Source organism: Deinococcus sonorensis KR-87 (assembly GCF_040256395.1).
GTDB lineage: Bacteria > Deinococcota > Deinococci > Deinococcales > Deinococcaceae > Deinococcus > Deinococcus sonorensis.
Map to the genome: position 1 here is coordinate 504,674 of NZ_CP158299.1, position 14,600 is coordinate 519,273.

The following is a 14,600-nucleotide window of genomic DNA, read 5'->3' on the forward strand; positions in this document are numbered from 1 at the left end:
CCATCTGCCAACGTAACGCATGACTCAAGACCCTGTTGGCCGCTGGCTGCTCACCGTGGCGGCCCTGGTGCTGTTCGCGCTTGGCGTGCCGCTGCTGTTCGCGGCGGACGTGGTCTCGGGGTGGCTCGACGTTCCCTCACCCTCCGGTGAGGTGCTGGCGCAGCTGGCCGCGGGTGGGCTGCTGGGCCTCGGCGTGATGAACTGGTGGTCCCGAGGGCAGTTCGTCGGGGGCATCTATGGCCGGCCGCTGGGCCTGAGCAACCTGCTGTGCTTCCTGTCAGCCGGCGCGTCGCTGGGCCGGGCGACCGCGTCCGGAGGGTTGCCCAGCGGCATGTGGGGGATTGTGCTGGTGTTCACGGCACTGGCTGTCACGTTTGCCTGGCGGGTGCTGTTCTTTCGGCCCCAAGCGGACGCCCGCCCCGCGCCGGGGGTGTGACTTCGCGGACGGAACCCGACTACAGGGCTGAGGCTCAGGTGCAGCCGGCCTCACCAGGCCCCATTCAGACGCCTGGACTCGCCAGAGGTGTCTGACGGCAGGTGCCCTTGGGTCGCTGGCGCCTCTCCCAGATTCGCGGAAGCCAACCGGACATCCCATCTCGGTGACCTCCGAAGAAGGGCGTTCCACCGCCCTTCACAACCTGGCCTTCACCTGGGAGCGCCAGCCGCGTTTCTCGAGGCAGCGGAAGTTGGGGACGCCAGCGATCAGCGTGAGGTACTCGGCCAGCAGCAGCAGTTCCTCGTCCTGCGGATCGCCCTGCCATTCCGACACCTTCACAAGGTGCCCGTAGCCGGTGGCATAATTCGACGCCCGGTCGTCGATCACCAGAATGCGGCCTTGCGGATAACGGCGCTGAATCCAGCGGGCTTTGAATTTCCTGGCGGGCTTGTGCCACTCCAACTCGCCCCACTCATTCCGGGTGGGCGTACAGCGGGTCCGGTGCCACAGGAAGAACGCCCTGGAGGCGACATCGATCCCGGTCGCTTCGTTGATGGCGGCGAGACCGGCCATCATCCAGTCTTCGGTGGCCGCCGTCCACACGGCCAGATCGTACGACTGCAGGGCGCGTTCGAGGAACGTGCCGAGATGAGGACGCAGCCGAAAGCGCACGCCGGCGGGCGCACCCGGATCCTCCTGGCCAAGCCACAGGGCCTCGTCCAGGTCCAGCACCAGCAGGGGGCGGCTCAGGGGCTCGGGGTCCACCGCTCGATCATGGCAGGAGTCCACAGGCGGAAAAGCGGCAACCCGTGAGAGGCTGTGGGCATGACGCACAGCGATCCGGTCACGGCAGGATGGACCCGCGACACCTGTGAAGCGAACGGAATCCACCTCCACTATTTGAGAACGGGCGGGGACAAGCCCCCTCTGATCGCGCTGCATGGCTTGAGCGGCAGTGGGGCCTGCTGGACGCCGGTGGCGCGCGCCCTAGAGAACGACTTTGACGTGATCATGCCCGACGCTCGGGGGCACGGAAGGTCGAGCGCCCCGCCGGGCGGGTACGCCTACCGCGACCATGCCCGCGACGTCCTGGGCCTCATTGAAGCCCTGGCGCTGACTGATCCGGTGCTGCTCGGCCATTCGATGGGCGGAATGACCGCCGCGGTAGTGGCGAGCCAGCTCGGGTCGGCCGTCCGGGGCGTCGTGCTGGCGGACCCGACGTTCATCAGTCCCGAGTGGCAGCGCGAGGTGTACGAGAGCGACGTAGCCGAGCAACATCAGCAGCTCCTGGGTGAGGAAAGAAGCGTCGTGCTGGCCCAGACCCGGCAGCGGCACCCCCAGCGTTCAGAAGAAATGATCGAGTTGCTGACCGAGGCCAGGTTTCAGACGCGCGTCCAGGCGTTTGAGGTGCTGGTCCCTCCCAACCCCGAGTACCACGAGCTGGTCCGCAGCATCCGCGCACCTATGCTGCTGGTCATGGGGAGCCGGGGGGTGGTCTCGCTGGACACCGCTCAGAACCTGCAGGCCCTGAATCCGCTGCTCCGTTCCGACCTGATGGCGGACGTCGGCCATGGGCTCCCCTATGACCAGCCGGAACAGCTGGCCCGGCTGGTCCAGTCCTTCGTCGGGCCGCGGGTCGCGGATGAATCCGGGACTTAAGCCGGCCAGGCGAGCAGCGAATCGGCGGATCCCCAGCCTCCAGGGGACCTTTCCTTCGACGTGACCAACCGCCGGACGTCATCACGCGGTCCGCCGGGTGGTGCAGCCCCTCGGGCCGAACAGCTGCCGGCTCACCTCCAGCGGTCAGGGCGGGTTTCGCCTTCCCCATACTCGCCCTGAGTGTTCCACCCTGGGCGGGCGTCGGCCAGACCGTGTGACCCGCCCGCGTCGAGCAGTGCTGTCGAGCCGGATCAGGTGCGGGGGAGGCGAAACCCGAAGGTGGCGCCCTCCCCCAGCGTTCCGGTGGCCGTCACCGTGCCGCCGTGACGTTCCACGATTCGCCGGACGTTGGCCAGGCCAATCCCGGTGCCTTCGAACTCGTCGCTGCGATGCAGCCGCTGGAACACCCCGAACAGCCGGTCGACGTACCGGGCATCAAAGCCCGCCCCATTGTCCCGCACCCACACGGCCACGTCGCCGCTGTGCTCCTCAGCCCAGACTTCGATGTGCGCCTCGCTGCGCTTCCGGGTGTATTTGACCGCGTTGCCGAGCAGGTTCTGCAGCACCTGTCGCAGCAGGTCCGCGTCGCCCTGCACCATCGGCAGCGGGTGGATGCTCCACACGATCCGCCGGTCCAGCGCGTCCATTTCCAGTTCCTTGCGGGCATGCTCCACCAGCAGCCCCAGGTCCACCAGCCCCAGCTGAAGGGGTTTTCTGGACGACTGCGAGAGGTCCAGCAGCGCGTCGATCAGGGTGTCCATGTGGTCGGCCGCCTCGCTGACCACCGTGAGGTAGCGGTCCACCCCTGGGGCGATGGGGGTCCCCAACGCGCGGCGCAACAGGGCGTTGAAGCCTTTGATGTGGCGCACGGGGGTCCGCAGGTCATGACTCACCGAGTGCGCGAACGCTTCGAGTTCCTCATTGACTTTGCTGATGGAGCGGTGCTGCGCGTCGATCTTTTCCAGGCTCTGGGCCCGCTGCAGCGACAGGTTCAAACTGCCTTCCACCGATTGCAGCACGGCCTTGTCCGCCGCCGTCCATCGGCGCTGGTCGAACAGCATGACGCCGAGCACCCCCCGAACCGTTCCGCTGACCACCACCGGGATGGTGGCGGTGCTGGCGACCGTCCGCGTGGCGAGCGGCTGGCTGTCGGTGGCCGGGTCATACACGTCCTGGTAATACGGCGCGCCGCTGTGCCAGGGAATCGTGAGGTTCCGTGCCTGCTCCAGCGGCACCCCCGCCTGAATCACCTGCTCGAGCGCCGGGTCGTGGACTTCACCGGTCCGCAGTTTCAACTGCCACCGGTCGCCTTCGGGCTCGTAGTACACCGTGGCGCTGCCCGGCAGCAGATCCCCCACCAGGCGCTGGGCCGTCTGAATCAGGGCGTAGGGATCGGTTTCCAGGATCAGGTCACGCGTCAGCTCCGCGAACCCTTCCAGCGCCCTGGTCCGGGCGTCGAGTTCGGCATTGCGTTCCTGCAGGTGCCGGGTGAGCTCAGCCGCGTGGAGCGCCGCCGCCACCTGCCCGCTGAACAGGTTCAGGAAATCCCAGGCGGCCTGGTTGAGTTCACGCCGCGGGTTGACCCCGAGGAGCAGCAGCCCGAGCCGCTGCGACTGGTCCGGCGTCGTGAGCGGCTGCAGCACCAGCTGGCGAACCGGTTCTGGCCACGCGGAGGTCGGCAGCGGCGCCACATCCAGCACCTGGGCGCCCTGCGCCACTCCCCAGGCCTCCGGCGCGCGGCGGAAGGGTGCCGCGTCCGCTGGGCTCAACCCGGCCGACCCGGCCAGCGTCATCGTGCCGTCTGCCGCAGGGCGGTGCAGCAGCACCGCCGGGAGGTCCTGGGGGTTGGCCCGCGCCACGTCCAGGACCGTCCGGATCACCTGCTGCGGATCGCCGGCGCTCAGCAGGGCGGCGGTGAGGTCGGCGAGCGTCCGGGTGCGCCGGGCCGCCAGGACCCGCTCGGTCGTCTCGGTGACCGAGCAGAACACGCCCTGCACCTGTCCGGCAACGGAGACGGGGCTGTAACTCACGTCGAAGTAGCACTCCTCCATGTACCCGTGTCGCACGAGCGGCACCAGAAGGTTCTCGAACATGACGCTGTCACCCCCCTGCAGCGCGGCGTCGAAGACCGGCTTGAGGCCAGGGTACCCGTCCTGCCCGAAGATGTCGGCGGTGCGGGACCCCAGCGCGGCGGGATGCTTGTCGTCACCGAGGATGGGCCGGTAGGCGTCGTTGTACAGCGCGATCAGCTGATGGGTCCAGGCCAGGTACATCGGCTGCCTGGACGTGAGCATCAGGTTCACGTAGGTGCGGAGTTCGGCCGGCCAGCCGTGAGGCGGTCCCAGGGGCGAGGCGTTCCAGTCGAACGCACGCATCCGCACGCTCATTTCCCCATCACCAGGAAACAGTCGATCGAACGCGAATGAACCGTCGAACTCAGTCATGCCTCTCCAGCATAGGGAAGGCGTGGACCGGACGCGCGCAGTCGACGTGAGCTTCCGGCATGGACCGGATCCTCCACTGCATCTGGGACCACCCGGTGCAGTTCGCGCTGGAGCTGCCCGGTTTCGTCCGGTCTGCCGTCAGGCCCGCGCTGTCCTGCTCAGGCGAGGCCACCGCTCACCCCCCGCCCAACGGGAGCGCCCTGCAGTGGACGGCCCAGCCGGCGCGGCCCAGGTTCCTGGACCCCCGCCCGACGCTTTGTTCCAGCGTTCCTGCGCGCCTGCAGCGTGACCACCGGGGTGACCCGGTTGCGTTCGGCCATGGCTCATCCCACCCTCCCTGCGACTGCGAAGCATGGGCTGGGGGCCCTCACCGCTGGGGAGGGCTCCCAGTCAGATCCCCTGGCTCACACCGACGCAACGATTCCGCCGCACGCCTCAGTGCACCCTGGCTGCCTCAGCACCGCGACGGCGGAACGATTTCTCCTGGCGTGATGCATCCCTGTGCAGGGCAGAGCGGACCCAGACGCAGCCTTCGTCCCATGCCCATGGACGCGCCGAGTGAGCTTCGTTAAGTGCGACCTGCGCGCTTGACGGCTCCGTCTCGCGCGCACGTTTCCTTCGTACGGTCGGTCATTGCCTGGCGAGCTCCGACCGTCTCCTGGCTGTGGCACGCGTGGTCATCTCGGGAAGATTGTGAGTCCCCGTTCCTCCAACGTTCTTGCAGCGCTGATCAGCAGGTTGATCTCGACGTTGCGGAAGTCCTCGTCATGCCTGGATTGCGTCTCCAGCACCTCACCCTGGTACTTCACCACAAACTCGTAGAACTCACTGCGGGCCATCGCGCGCCTCATGGTGCCCACCTGCTCGGTCATCTCCGGGTCCGAACCGGTCACGGTGTGCTCCCAGGCGGCCTGGACGCCCAAGGCGTTCATTCGCTCCCACAGCGCCAGGTTGAGCCCGTTGAGCTCGGTTTCCCAAATATCGTTCCGCTGGTCGATGGTGGTCATAGATCACCCTAGCGTCTGTCGGCCGTGACTGGGCTTCGGTTGGGTGTGGGTCGTGCTCACGGGGCGGCCCCCTCAGCCACTCCCGTCTCTCTGCCCGAAGAGGATCGCCAGGACCTTGGCACCTCACATGTTCTGGCACGGCATCAGCCCGCGCCCGAATCGACTCAATGGCGCAGTCGCGGGCGTACGGTGCCCCTGTGAGCCTGCGTAGGCCCAGCACGCTGAATTGCTGCATGTTGAGGGATCCTTGTTGCCTCCACGCTGAGGACCACGCGATCCGGAAAGCTATGCCACCTGCGTCCACGACGCCATGTTCTTGATACATAAGCAATCGTGACGACCGCACACTCATCCCATCCCGCGTTGGCCTTTGGTGGCGTTTTTCTCTGTTCGGCGCCGTCTGGTTGGCGGCCGCCAGCTATCCGTATGCCGGTCCTCGCCCGTTGATCCTGGCCGCCATCCTGATCCTGAGTCTCCTGATGACGGCATGGGCCGTGACGCGCTTCTCCTCGCGCCGCCGCGGATTCTCAGGGACGAGCGACAGGGCCGCAGGCAACAGGGTCCGCAAAGGGTTCATCGTTGTCAACATCGTGCAGTGGTCGAGCATCGGCGTCGCCGTGTTGCTGCTGGCCTTGACGAACCATCCGTCCTGGATCCTGCCCTGCGTCATCCTGGTCACCGGGCTTCATTTCTTCCCACTGGCGCACCTCTTCCGCTACCGGGGCTACACCCTGACCGCAGCGGCTCTGATCGTGGTCGCGCTGCTGTGCATGCTGTTCGGCAGCGATGGCCGCAGTGTGGGGCTGAGCTTGTTGGCCACCGGCGCCATCCTGTGGGCGAGTGCGGTTGCCCTCTTAGCGGCCATGTGAGCATCGCGACGCCAGTTCCGGGTCCTGGCCGGCCGTTCCACCGAACCAACGTGAGCCCTGGACGTGCGGCCCGGTCAGACCCACTGGTCGGAGCGTTCGCCGCATCTTCATGTTCAGACGTTCCGCTTGACGCCTACCTACATGTAGGTAGATAGTGACACACGTGACCGGTGCCCCCACCACCCGCGACCGCATTCTGGATGTGGCGCAACAGCTCGTTCAGCAGCGCGGCTTCTCGTCCGTCGCGTACCGCGACATCAGCACCGCTCTTGGGATCCGCAACGCCAGCATCCACCACCATTTTCCCAGCAAGACCGACCTGGGCACGGCCCTGGTCCAGCGTTACCGCCGGCAGATCGAAACGCAGCTCACCCATCTGAGCGACACCGAGCCCTCGCCCCTCCAGCGTCTGCGCGCGTACCTCACTGGCTATCAGGGCGTCGTCCACGAGGACGGCCGCATCTGCCTGTGCACGCAGCTGACCTCGGAGGACTGCATCCTGCCCGCCGCCATTCAGCAGGAACTCGACGCGTTCTTCACCTTCAGCGAAGAGTGGTTGACCCGCGCGCTGGCCGAGGGCCAGCAGCAGGGGGAACTGCAGTTCAGCGGCTCCGCCACCGACACCGCCCAGGTGCTGCTCGCCACCGTCGAAGGGGCCATGTTGATGGCCCGAGCCACCCGCAGCCCGCACCGGTTCCAGCACGTCACCCAGCACGCCCTCACCGCCCTCTGCCTTCCCAGGAGTCTCTGATGCCCCAGACCACCGCTGACCACGCCCGCCGCCTGCTCGACCTGCACACCCAGCCGGAGATTCTGGTCCTGCCGAACGTCTGGGACGTCGTGTCCGCCCAGGTGGTCGCGGCCACGCCCGGTGTTCAGGCGCTCGCCACGGCCAGCCACTCCATCGCCTCGACCTTCGGCTACCCCGACGGGGAGCGGATCCCGCTGGAGCTGCACCTGGACATGGTCCGCCGGATCGTCGAAGCGGTGTCGCTCCCGGTGTCGATGGACTTCGAGGCCGGCTACGGCCATCCGGGCGACACGGCCCGCCGCGCCATCGAGATCGGCGTGGCCGGCGGCAACCTGGAGGACGGCATGCGCCCCCTAGGGGAAGCGGTGGCCGCCGTGCAGGCGGTCATGGAGGCGGGCCGGGCGGCCGGCGTCGACTTCGTCCTCAACGCCCGCACCGACGCCGCGCTGCGGGCCACGCCCGAGCAGTCGCGCACCCAGGTCATCCGGGAAGTGATCACCCGCGGCCAGGCGTTCCTGGAGGCCGGCGCGCCGGTGGTCTTCGTGCCTGGGCTGATCGCCCGCGAGGAGATTCAGGAGGTGAGTGACGCCCTGGGACAGCGGAAGCTGACGGTGATCAGTGTGCCGGGCGTCAGCCTCCCGGCCCGTGAGCTGCAACGGCTGGGCGTGGCCCGCGTGTCAACCGGCCCCTTCACGCAGCGCGTGGCCCTGACCGCCCTGCAGGACGCGGCCGCGGACATCCTCGGCGGCGGCACCCTGCCCGCCACCACCCGGCCCCTGAACTGATCCGACCAGGGAAGAAGCAGCGGCTCCTTCCCACCCCTCAAGAGGAGGTTCCAGCATGCCCACCATTCAGACGAAGCACGCCCACGCGCCCCAGACCGAGCTGTACTACGAGACGTACGGGGAGGGCCGCCCCGTCGTGCTGATCCACGGCTGGCCCCTGTCGGGCCGGATGTGGGAGCCGCAGATCGATGCGCTGCGCCACGCCGGGTATCAGGTGACCGCCTACGACCGCCGCGGGTTCGGGCAGAGCGGCAAGACCAACGGCGGGTACACCTACGACGTGTTCGCCGCCGACCTGCATGACCTGATCGAGGCGCTGGGCCTGAACGACGTCACCCTGGTGGGCTTCTCGATGGGCGGCGGGGAGGTCAGCCGCTACGCGGGCCTGTACGGCACCCAGTACCTGCACAGCGCCGCGCTGATCTCCTCGGTGGCCCCGTACCTGCTGAAGACCGACGACAACCCCGGCGGCGGCCTGACCGAAGCGGACGTGGAGGGCATGGTGCAGCAGGTCGCGGACAACCGCCCGCAGTACCTGGCCGCGTTCACGAAGAACTTCCTGAACTGGGATCAGGGCGACACCGCCCAGATGCTCGGCGACGAGTTCCTGGCCTTCACGGCGTCCCTGTACTTCCAGGCCTCCCCGGTCGCCACCCAGGCGTGCGTGCAGGCGTTCGGGACGACGGATTTCCGCGCGGACCTCGCCCGGCTGACGGTCCCGCTGCTGGTGGTGCACGGGGACAGTGACCGGATCGTGCCGCTGGAGGTCAGCGGCCAGCGCGTGCCGCAGTACCAGGCGGGTGCGGAGCTGCACGTGATGAAGGGCGCGCCACACGGCCTGAACGCCACGCACCCCGAAGCCTTCAACGCGCTGCTGCTGGACTTCCTGGCGCGCTGAGCAAAAAACTTGATGGAAGCGAAGCCCCTCCCTGGCCAGGGAGGGGCTTCGCTCTTGTTGACGGCGAGCCCTGCGTTGTTCCAACCCCATGACGGGCAGCTGCGTGACCCGGAACGGCATCCCCGGAGCTGTCACACTGAACCCATGCCCAATCCCCGAGACCTCGGCCTGCCGTTCCGGGGGCACCCCGGCCCCCACAACGCCATCACGGACGTGCCCGGCGTCGAGGTGGGCCACGTCACGCTGATCTCCGGTGAGGGAGCCGCGGCCGTGCGGACGGGCGTGAGCGCCATCCTGCCGGGCGGCCGCGACCCGCGGCGGTCCCAGGTGCCGGCGGGCTGGTTCTCCCTGAACGGCAACGGGGAAATGACCGGCACCGCCTGGATCGAGGAGTCCGGCTGGCTGACCGGCCCGGTGCTGCTGACCAACACGAATTCGGTGGGCGTGGTCCGCGACGCCGTGGTCGCCTGGGGCCAGCGGCAGGGGTGGGACGCGCTGTGGAGCCTGCCGGTGGTGGCCGAGACCTACGACGGCTTCCTGAATGACATCGGCGGCTTCCACGTCACGGCCGAGCACGCTTTCGAGGCGCTGGACACGGCCACCGGTGGTCCCGTGCTGCAGGGGAATGTGGGGGGCGGCACCGGCATGATCGTCTCGGGCTTCAAAGGCGGCATCGGGACGGCGTCGCGGGTGTTGGACGTGCCCGTCCCCTGCACGGTCGGCGTGCTGGTGCAGGCGAATTTTGGGGCGCGCGAGGACCTGATGCTGCTGGGCGTGCCCATCGGTCTGGACGTGCCCGACCACCTGCCCCAGCGTGGTCCTGCGGAGCGTGACGGGTCGATCATCATCGTGGTGGGCACCGACGCGCCACTGTTGCCGCACCAGCTCAAGCGCCTCGCCCGCCGCGCCGGGCTGGGGCTGGCCCGCACCGGCAGCGTGGCGCACAACGGCTCCGGCGACCTGTTCCTGGCGTTCTCGACCGTGGTGCCGCGGGTCGAAGCGGGCATCGAGCACTGGTCGGCGCTGCCCCAGGCCAGTCTGGATCCCCTGTTCAGGGCGACGGTCGAAGCCACCGAGGAAGCCATCGTCAATGCGCTGTTCGCCGCACAGACCATGACGGGCCTGCATGGCCGGACCGTCCACGCGCTGCCCCAGGACCGCACCCTGGACCTGATGCGCAAGTACGGCCGGCTGAAGTAGGGAAGAGGAGGAAAGGTCCGGCTGTCTACGTCTAGCGCTACCTTCCAGGGCAACCACGAGCGTGCGAGATGACCTTGGGGAGAGGGCGAACTCTTTCGGGTGACGCTTTGGCCAGGCATCCGGCCTGGTCAAGAACCATCTTGGTTTCGGCAGCGTTCCTTCCCTGCGCTTCAGTGGTCCGGCTCAATGCCGTTGGCGCGCATCGCCTGGAAGACGTTGAACCATTGATCGGGTGTGGCCAGGCCGCCGCGCCACTTCAACCGGGCCAGGTAGTGCTGCCAGCGGTGTTCCTGAAGCTCAGAAAACACGGCGCCATATTGCTGGATCACCTGCTGAAGCCCGTCCGGCAGAGGTGCTGGGGCGGGGCTGGCCGCAGGTCGTGGACCCTGCTGAGGCGTCACGATGGCCAGACCGGTGTGATCGGTCCACGCCTCCGGGCTGACCTGGTAGACGCGCCGGAGGGCGTCCATCCGGGCGCCACCCAGGTCTTCGAGCGCTTTGACTCCGCGTTCCAGCTGCGATAGGTACGGCTGACTCACCCGCGCGCCCAGGTCCCGCGTGCGGCGATCGACTTCGTCCTGGCCCAACCCCAGACGGGTGCGCTGGTCAATCAGCCATTCGTTCACTCGCGGTGAGCGGCGGGCAGCTGGGGATGCTGAAGCGTCGTCCATAGGAATTGAGCAATATTACCAGAAGCATTCGCGGCGGTGCGTAGCTCAAATGAACGGCAGACGACTTGATTAGATATTGCATAAGCAATAAATTGTGCGCGTGCGTTCCAGCCTGAACTAGACCGGTGACAATGCTCGTGTCCGTCATATGTTTATGTCAGCCAGCTTTAAGATCGATGTGAACAACTGGGATCGACCGATGCCCTGAACGGTCTGCTCTTCTTGAGGGGGCTCTGTTGTGGCCGAGTCTTATTACTCTAGCAATCTATACTGCCCACTTCTTGCCACCATCCTTTGCTCGTCAGCTCCACCTGTGTGGTTCTGCACTCGTCTGGCCCGCTTCTTCCCTCGGCTGCTCTCTGCAAAAAGGTGCCCACATGCTCCATTCCAAGGTTGATCTCGCCCGTCACCCCCACCCGTCCCGTCCTGAGCGGGTCTCCCCTCTCCGCTTCGGTCTCAGGGTCATCGTTACGCTTCCAGCCCCCTTCCGGGCGCTCCTGCCGGAGCAGCCATGACCCTGCCCTCCGCTGGAATCGTTCAGCACCCGCCACACCGCCCGTCCAGGCGACGCGAGGCCGGCACCTACACCACCACCGACCGCGCCGTGGTCGACTTCCAGAAGCAGAACGGCACGGCCACGTCCCGCACGCTGACGGTCCTGGCCCAGCGCGCCAACTTCATTCACAAGGCGGAGGTGAGCGTGGCCGAGATCCAGCTCGAGACCGGTCTGGGTCAACGCGCGGTCGAGAAGGCCCTCGCCGCCCTGGCCGAGTTGGGCTTCTGCACCAGGACGGGCCGGCGCTGGAGGTACACCACCCCGAACGCCGGTGCGAACGGTGGAGCGAACGGCGGTTCGCTCCACCATTCGCCCTTCGACCCCCAGAACATCGTTCTGGACGGCCACCAGCCGGCCCTGAAGGAAGGTGAAGGAGCTGGAAGGAACATCATCCGCACCGTGACTTCCGATGAGCTCCGGCAGCGCCACCCCAGGGACGACGCTGCCGGGTCCGGTCCCAGCACCACGAAGCCTGACGAAGACCACCCCGGCCTTCCGACCGCTCTGGACGGGCTCACCGGGCATCCGGCACAGGCCCGCCGCAGCGCCAACTCGTCCACGCCGCCGGGCCCGTTCCACGCCGCCCGCGACGCAATCAATGCGGCCGGGTTGCTGCCCACCTGGCACGACTGGGTGCGGCTGAACCGGCTGCACCCGGTCACACAGGAACGGCAGGCGCCACTCTGGCAGGCCTGGATCCAACAGGGCCTGACCGAACCGCTGCAGGCGCACGTCCACGACATCATCCAGAGCGGCAGCTTCGCCCATCCGCTGGGCGCCCTCCGGGCCCGCATGGCCAAACAGCTGGCCCCGCCACCACAATCGCCCGGCTGCGGCCCCACGGTCCGGCCGGGCGAGCGCCGCACCGCGCCGGATGGCCGGACCTGGACCGTGGAAAGCGTCGAGTACGGGCTGGTGTACTTCGAGGACGTTGGCGCGCCGGCCGATCTGGGCGCGGCGATCGTGGAGCGCTGGCCGCTGGCCGGTGGGGCCGCGTGAGCGGCATCCACCCCCCAAGGACCGAGCCCCACAGCGAACAGGCCGAGGTCGGCGTGCTGGGCAGCGTCCTGCTGGACAACGACACCCTGGGCCTGCCGGACGTGGCGCAGCTGGGCGACCACGACTTCTACCTGGAGCGGCACCGGCACATCTGGCGGGCCATGCGGACCCTTCAGGAGGTCACGGCGCCGATCGACCTCACCACGCTCAGCGAGCAGCTGATCCGCAGCGGCCGGCTCGACGCCGCTGGTGGCCTCGGCACCCTGATCGGCCTGGGCCAGCAGGTCCCCACCTCCGCGCACGCCGACCACTACGCCCGCATCGTGCTGGAGAAGCGCTACCTGCGGGCCAGCATCCAGCACAGCGCCCAGGTGATCCGCCACGCCTACGCCCAGGACATCGACCTGGAGGACCTCGGCGCGCTACAGGGGGCGCCCCCGGTGCTGACCTTCGCGCGGACGCAGGTGGTGAGCCTCTCCAGCAGCATCGGCACCGTCCTGGAGCAGGCGGAGCGGGGCACCGGCCCCCAGGGCCTGCCCACCGGGCTGGAGGCGCTGGACCGTCTGACCGGCGGGCTGGAGGCGGGCCGGCTGTACGTCCTGGCCGCCCGGCCGGGCATGGGCAAGTCGGGGCTCGCCTTCCAGATCGGCGCCCATGTGGCCAGGGCCAGCGGCCGGGTGCTGGCCTTCAGCCTGGAGATGCCGGCCGAAGAACTCGCGGCCCGGATCGTCGCCAGTGAGGCGCGGGTCAGCCTGGAGCAGTTCAGCAGGGCCCGGCGTGGTCAGCCGCACGCCCTGCAGGCCCGTGACTGGGCGCGCCTGCGTCAGGCCCAGCAGCGCCTCGACCAGGGCCGGTACGACGCGCTGGCCAAACCGGCGCTGACGCTGCAGGCGCTGCTGGACGAGGTACGGCGCGAACATGCCCGCCAGCCGCTGCGCTTGTTCATCCTCGATTACCTGCAGCTGGTGCAGGTGAGTGGGCGGGCCGGCGAGCACCCGGTCCAGCGCGTGACCCTGATCAGCAACGCGCTCAAGGCCCTGGCGATGGAGTTGCAGCTCCCGGTGCTGGCCCTCTCGCAGCTCTCCCGCGCGGTCGAGCAGCGGCCCAACCGCCGGCCGATGCTCAGCGATCTGCGCGAGTCCGGGGCGGTGGAGCAGGACGCCGACGTGGTGCTGTTCATCTACCGAGACGAGTACTACAACGCCAGCACCGACCAGCCGGGCGTCGCCGAGCTGATCGTGGGGAAGCAGCGCAACGGCCCGCTGGGGGAATGCCAGGTGCAGTTCCAGAGCCACTTCATCCGCTTCCAGACCCTCGCGGCGGAGTATGCAGCGGGGCAGCCTCAGGTGGGGCAACGGGGCGCCTGAGCGCAGGGACTGGAGCCTGGACAGTCGCGCCTCCTGTAGAGGCTTCACCTTCCGCCTATTCAGGGAGGTGGGCAATCTGCTCGCTGATCGACATGACAAACCGCTGGACGGTCGAACAGTCAGGACGCGCCCGCGCTGCTCCCGTGTCGAACCACCACTCCACCGCCCAGTCGATCAACCCAGCCCACGCCGGGAGGCGCTGGGCCGCCCAGACCGCGGCCTGTTTCTTGGAACGCTGTTCCCCGGTGGTCACGGTATACAGGGCGCGGCACACGGTCAACACGGCATAGGCGTGGCCTCCCTCCTGGCCGGGGTCCATCTCCGTGATCCAGACGGGCCAGTTGCCGGCGTGTTCCCGGACCACCGCGACGAATTCCGCCGGGTCGAAGCTCGGCAGCAGGTCCTGCGGCGGCGGACCGAACAGGGCCACGCCGCTATGCCACGCCATGTACCACTGCAGCAGGTAATGCCGGGTCGCCTGGACCAGGTGGAGCGGCTCGCCTGGGCTGATGCGGGCCATCAGATGCGGCTGCGTGCGGAAGTCCCGGAGACCGGCCAGCGAACTGTAGTTGACTTCAATCCGGCCCCGCCAGGCCGGCTCCTCCGCCTCCAGCTCCCGGTGGAAGCGGTGGAGGTGCTCCAGGTCCTCCTCGGAGGGGTCCTGAGCCAGGACGGCGAGGAGATCGATGTCGCTGCGCTGCGGGTTGAAATCGCCCGTGACCAGGGAGCCGTGCAGGTACAGCCCCATCAACGATTCGCCCAGCTGCTGAGGGAGCTCCTGCGCCAGACGGCCCACGAGCTGCTGAACGTCCGGCGGTGCAGGGCGGTTCATGCCAGGAGCGTACCAGCCGTGTGGTGAGGCCACCACAGAATCGGGTATCGTGAGGGTCCACCCCTCAGCTGGACGTCAATCACGCTCACCACAAGGATGAACATGCCTCCGGTCCGTCTCGTCGCG

14 protein-coding genes are annotated in these 14,600 nt (G+C 68.1%); 9 read left to right on the plus strand and 5 right to left on the minus strand.

Annotated elements, in window-relative coordinates; all coding sequences use genetic code 11:
• The first annotated feature begins 19 nt into the window (after positions 1 to 19).
• Positions 20 to 436: a hypothetical protein gene (locus tag ABOD76_RS07760; RefSeq protein WP_350244237.1), complete on the plus strand. Its 417-nt coding sequence runs from the start codon at positions 20 to 22 to the stop codon at positions 434 to 436.
• A 195-nt stretch (positions 437 to 631) separates the two neighbouring features.
• Here ABOD76_RS07760 and ABOD76_RS07765 read toward each other — a convergent pair whose 3' ends face one another.
• On the minus strand, positions 632 to 1,201 hold the full coding sequence (locus ABOD76_RS07765) for an HAD family hydrolase (RefSeq protein ID WP_350244238.1): 570 nt from the start codon (positions 1,199 to 1,201) through the stop codon (positions 632 to 634).
• Positions 1,202 to 1,261: 60 nt separating this feature from the next.
• On the opposite strand from ABOD76_RS07765, the gene ABOD76_RS07770 reads away from it, so the two are divergent.
• Complete coding sequence (locus tag ABOD76_RS07770) at positions 1,262 to 2,095, plus strand: alpha/beta fold hydrolase (RefSeq protein ID WP_350244239.1); 834 nt, start codon at positions 1,262 to 1,264, stop codon at positions 2,093 to 2,095.
• Between the two features lie 251 nt (positions 2,096 to 2,346).
• On the opposite strand, the gene ABOD76_RS07775 is transcribed toward ABOD76_RS07770, so the two are convergent.
• Both ABOD76_RS07775 and ABOD76_RS07780 read right to left on the minus strand, forming a co-directional pair.
• Entirely contained in the window at positions 2,347 to 4,539 is a 2,193-nt protein-coding gene (locus ABOD76_RS07775) for a PAS domain-containing sensor histidine kinase (RefSeq protein ID WP_350244240.1), read from the minus strand.
• Positions 4,540 to 5,216: 677 nt separating this feature from the next.
• A complete protein-coding gene (locus ABOD76_RS07780) occupies positions 5,217 to 5,546 on the minus strand; it encodes a hypothetical protein (protein WP_350244241.1) in 330 nt (109 codons plus the stop codon).
• A 443-nt stretch (positions 5,547 to 5,989) separates the two neighbouring features.
• Here ABOD76_RS07780 and ABOD76_RS07785 point away from each other — a divergent pair, with 443 nt between their 5' ends.
• The 5 genes from ABOD76_RS07785 (at position 5,990) to ABOD76_RS07805 (ending at position 10,049) form a co-directional block, all read left to right on the plus strand.
• Positions 5,990 to 6,415 (plus strand): DUF7010 family protein, encoded by a 426-nt coding sequence (locus ABOD76_RS07785; protein ID WP_350244242.1) that lies wholly within the window; start codon positions 5,990 to 5,992, stop codon positions 6,413 to 6,415.
• A gap of 163 nt (positions 6,416 to 6,578) precedes the next feature.
• On the plus strand, positions 6,579 to 7,166 hold the full coding sequence (locus tag ABOD76_RS07790; protein ID WP_350244243.1) for a TetR/AcrR family transcriptional regulator: 588 nt from the start codon (positions 6,579 to 6,581) through the stop codon (positions 7,164 to 7,166).
• The gene (locus ABOD76_RS07795) at positions 7,166 to 7,951 is read left to right on the plus strand and encodes an isocitrate lyase/PEP mutase family protein (RefSeq protein WP_350244244.1); all 786 of its coding nucleotides are present in this window, start codon (positions 7,166 to 7,168) and stop codon (positions 7,949 to 7,951) included. The genes ABOD76_RS07790 and ABOD76_RS07795 overlap by 1 nt, the downstream gene beginning before the upstream one ends.
• Positions 7,952 to 8,006: 55 nt before the next feature.
• On the plus strand, positions 8,007 to 8,849 hold the full coding sequence (locus ABOD76_RS07800) for an alpha/beta fold hydrolase (protein WP_350244245.1): 843 nt from the start codon (positions 8,007 to 8,009) through the stop codon (positions 8,847 to 8,849).
• A gap of 144 nt (positions 8,850 to 8,993) precedes the next feature.
• On the plus strand, positions 8,994 to 10,049 hold the full coding sequence (locus tag ABOD76_RS07805) for a P1 family peptidase (RefSeq protein ID WP_350244246.1): 1,056 nt from the start codon (positions 8,994 to 8,996) through the stop codon (positions 10,047 to 10,049).
• A gap of 170 nt (positions 10,050 to 10,219) precedes the next feature.
• Here ABOD76_RS07805 and ABOD76_RS07810 read toward each other — a convergent pair whose 3' ends face one another.
• Entirely contained in the window at positions 10,220 to 10,675 is a 456-nt protein-coding gene (locus ABOD76_RS07810) for a hypothetical protein (RefSeq protein ID WP_350244247.1), read from the minus strand.
• Positions 10,676 to 11,231: 556 nt separating this feature from the next.
• Between ABOD76_RS07810 and ABOD76_RS07815 the strand changes: the two genes are divergently transcribed.
• The gene (locus ABOD76_RS07815) at positions 11,232 to 12,275 is read left to right on the plus strand and encodes a hypothetical protein (RefSeq protein WP_350244248.1); all 1,044 of its coding nucleotides are present in this window, start codon (positions 11,232 to 11,234) and stop codon (positions 12,273 to 12,275) included.
• Complete coding sequence (locus ABOD76_RS07820) at positions 12,272 to 13,642, plus strand: replicative DNA helicase (protein ID WP_350244249.1); 1,371 nt, start codon at positions 12,272 to 12,274, stop codon at positions 13,640 to 13,642. The genes ABOD76_RS07815 and ABOD76_RS07820 overlap by 4 nt, the downstream gene beginning before the upstream one ends.
• 55 nt (positions 13,643 to 13,697) lie before the next feature.
• Here the strand turns inward: ABOD76_RS07820 and ABOD76_RS07825 are convergent, their stop codons facing one another.
• Entirely contained in the window at positions 13,698 to 14,474 is a 777-nt protein-coding gene (locus tag ABOD76_RS07825; protein ID WP_350244250.1) for an aminoglycoside adenylyltransferase domain-containing protein, read from the minus strand.
• Positions 14,475 to 14,600 lie beyond the last annotated feature (126 nt).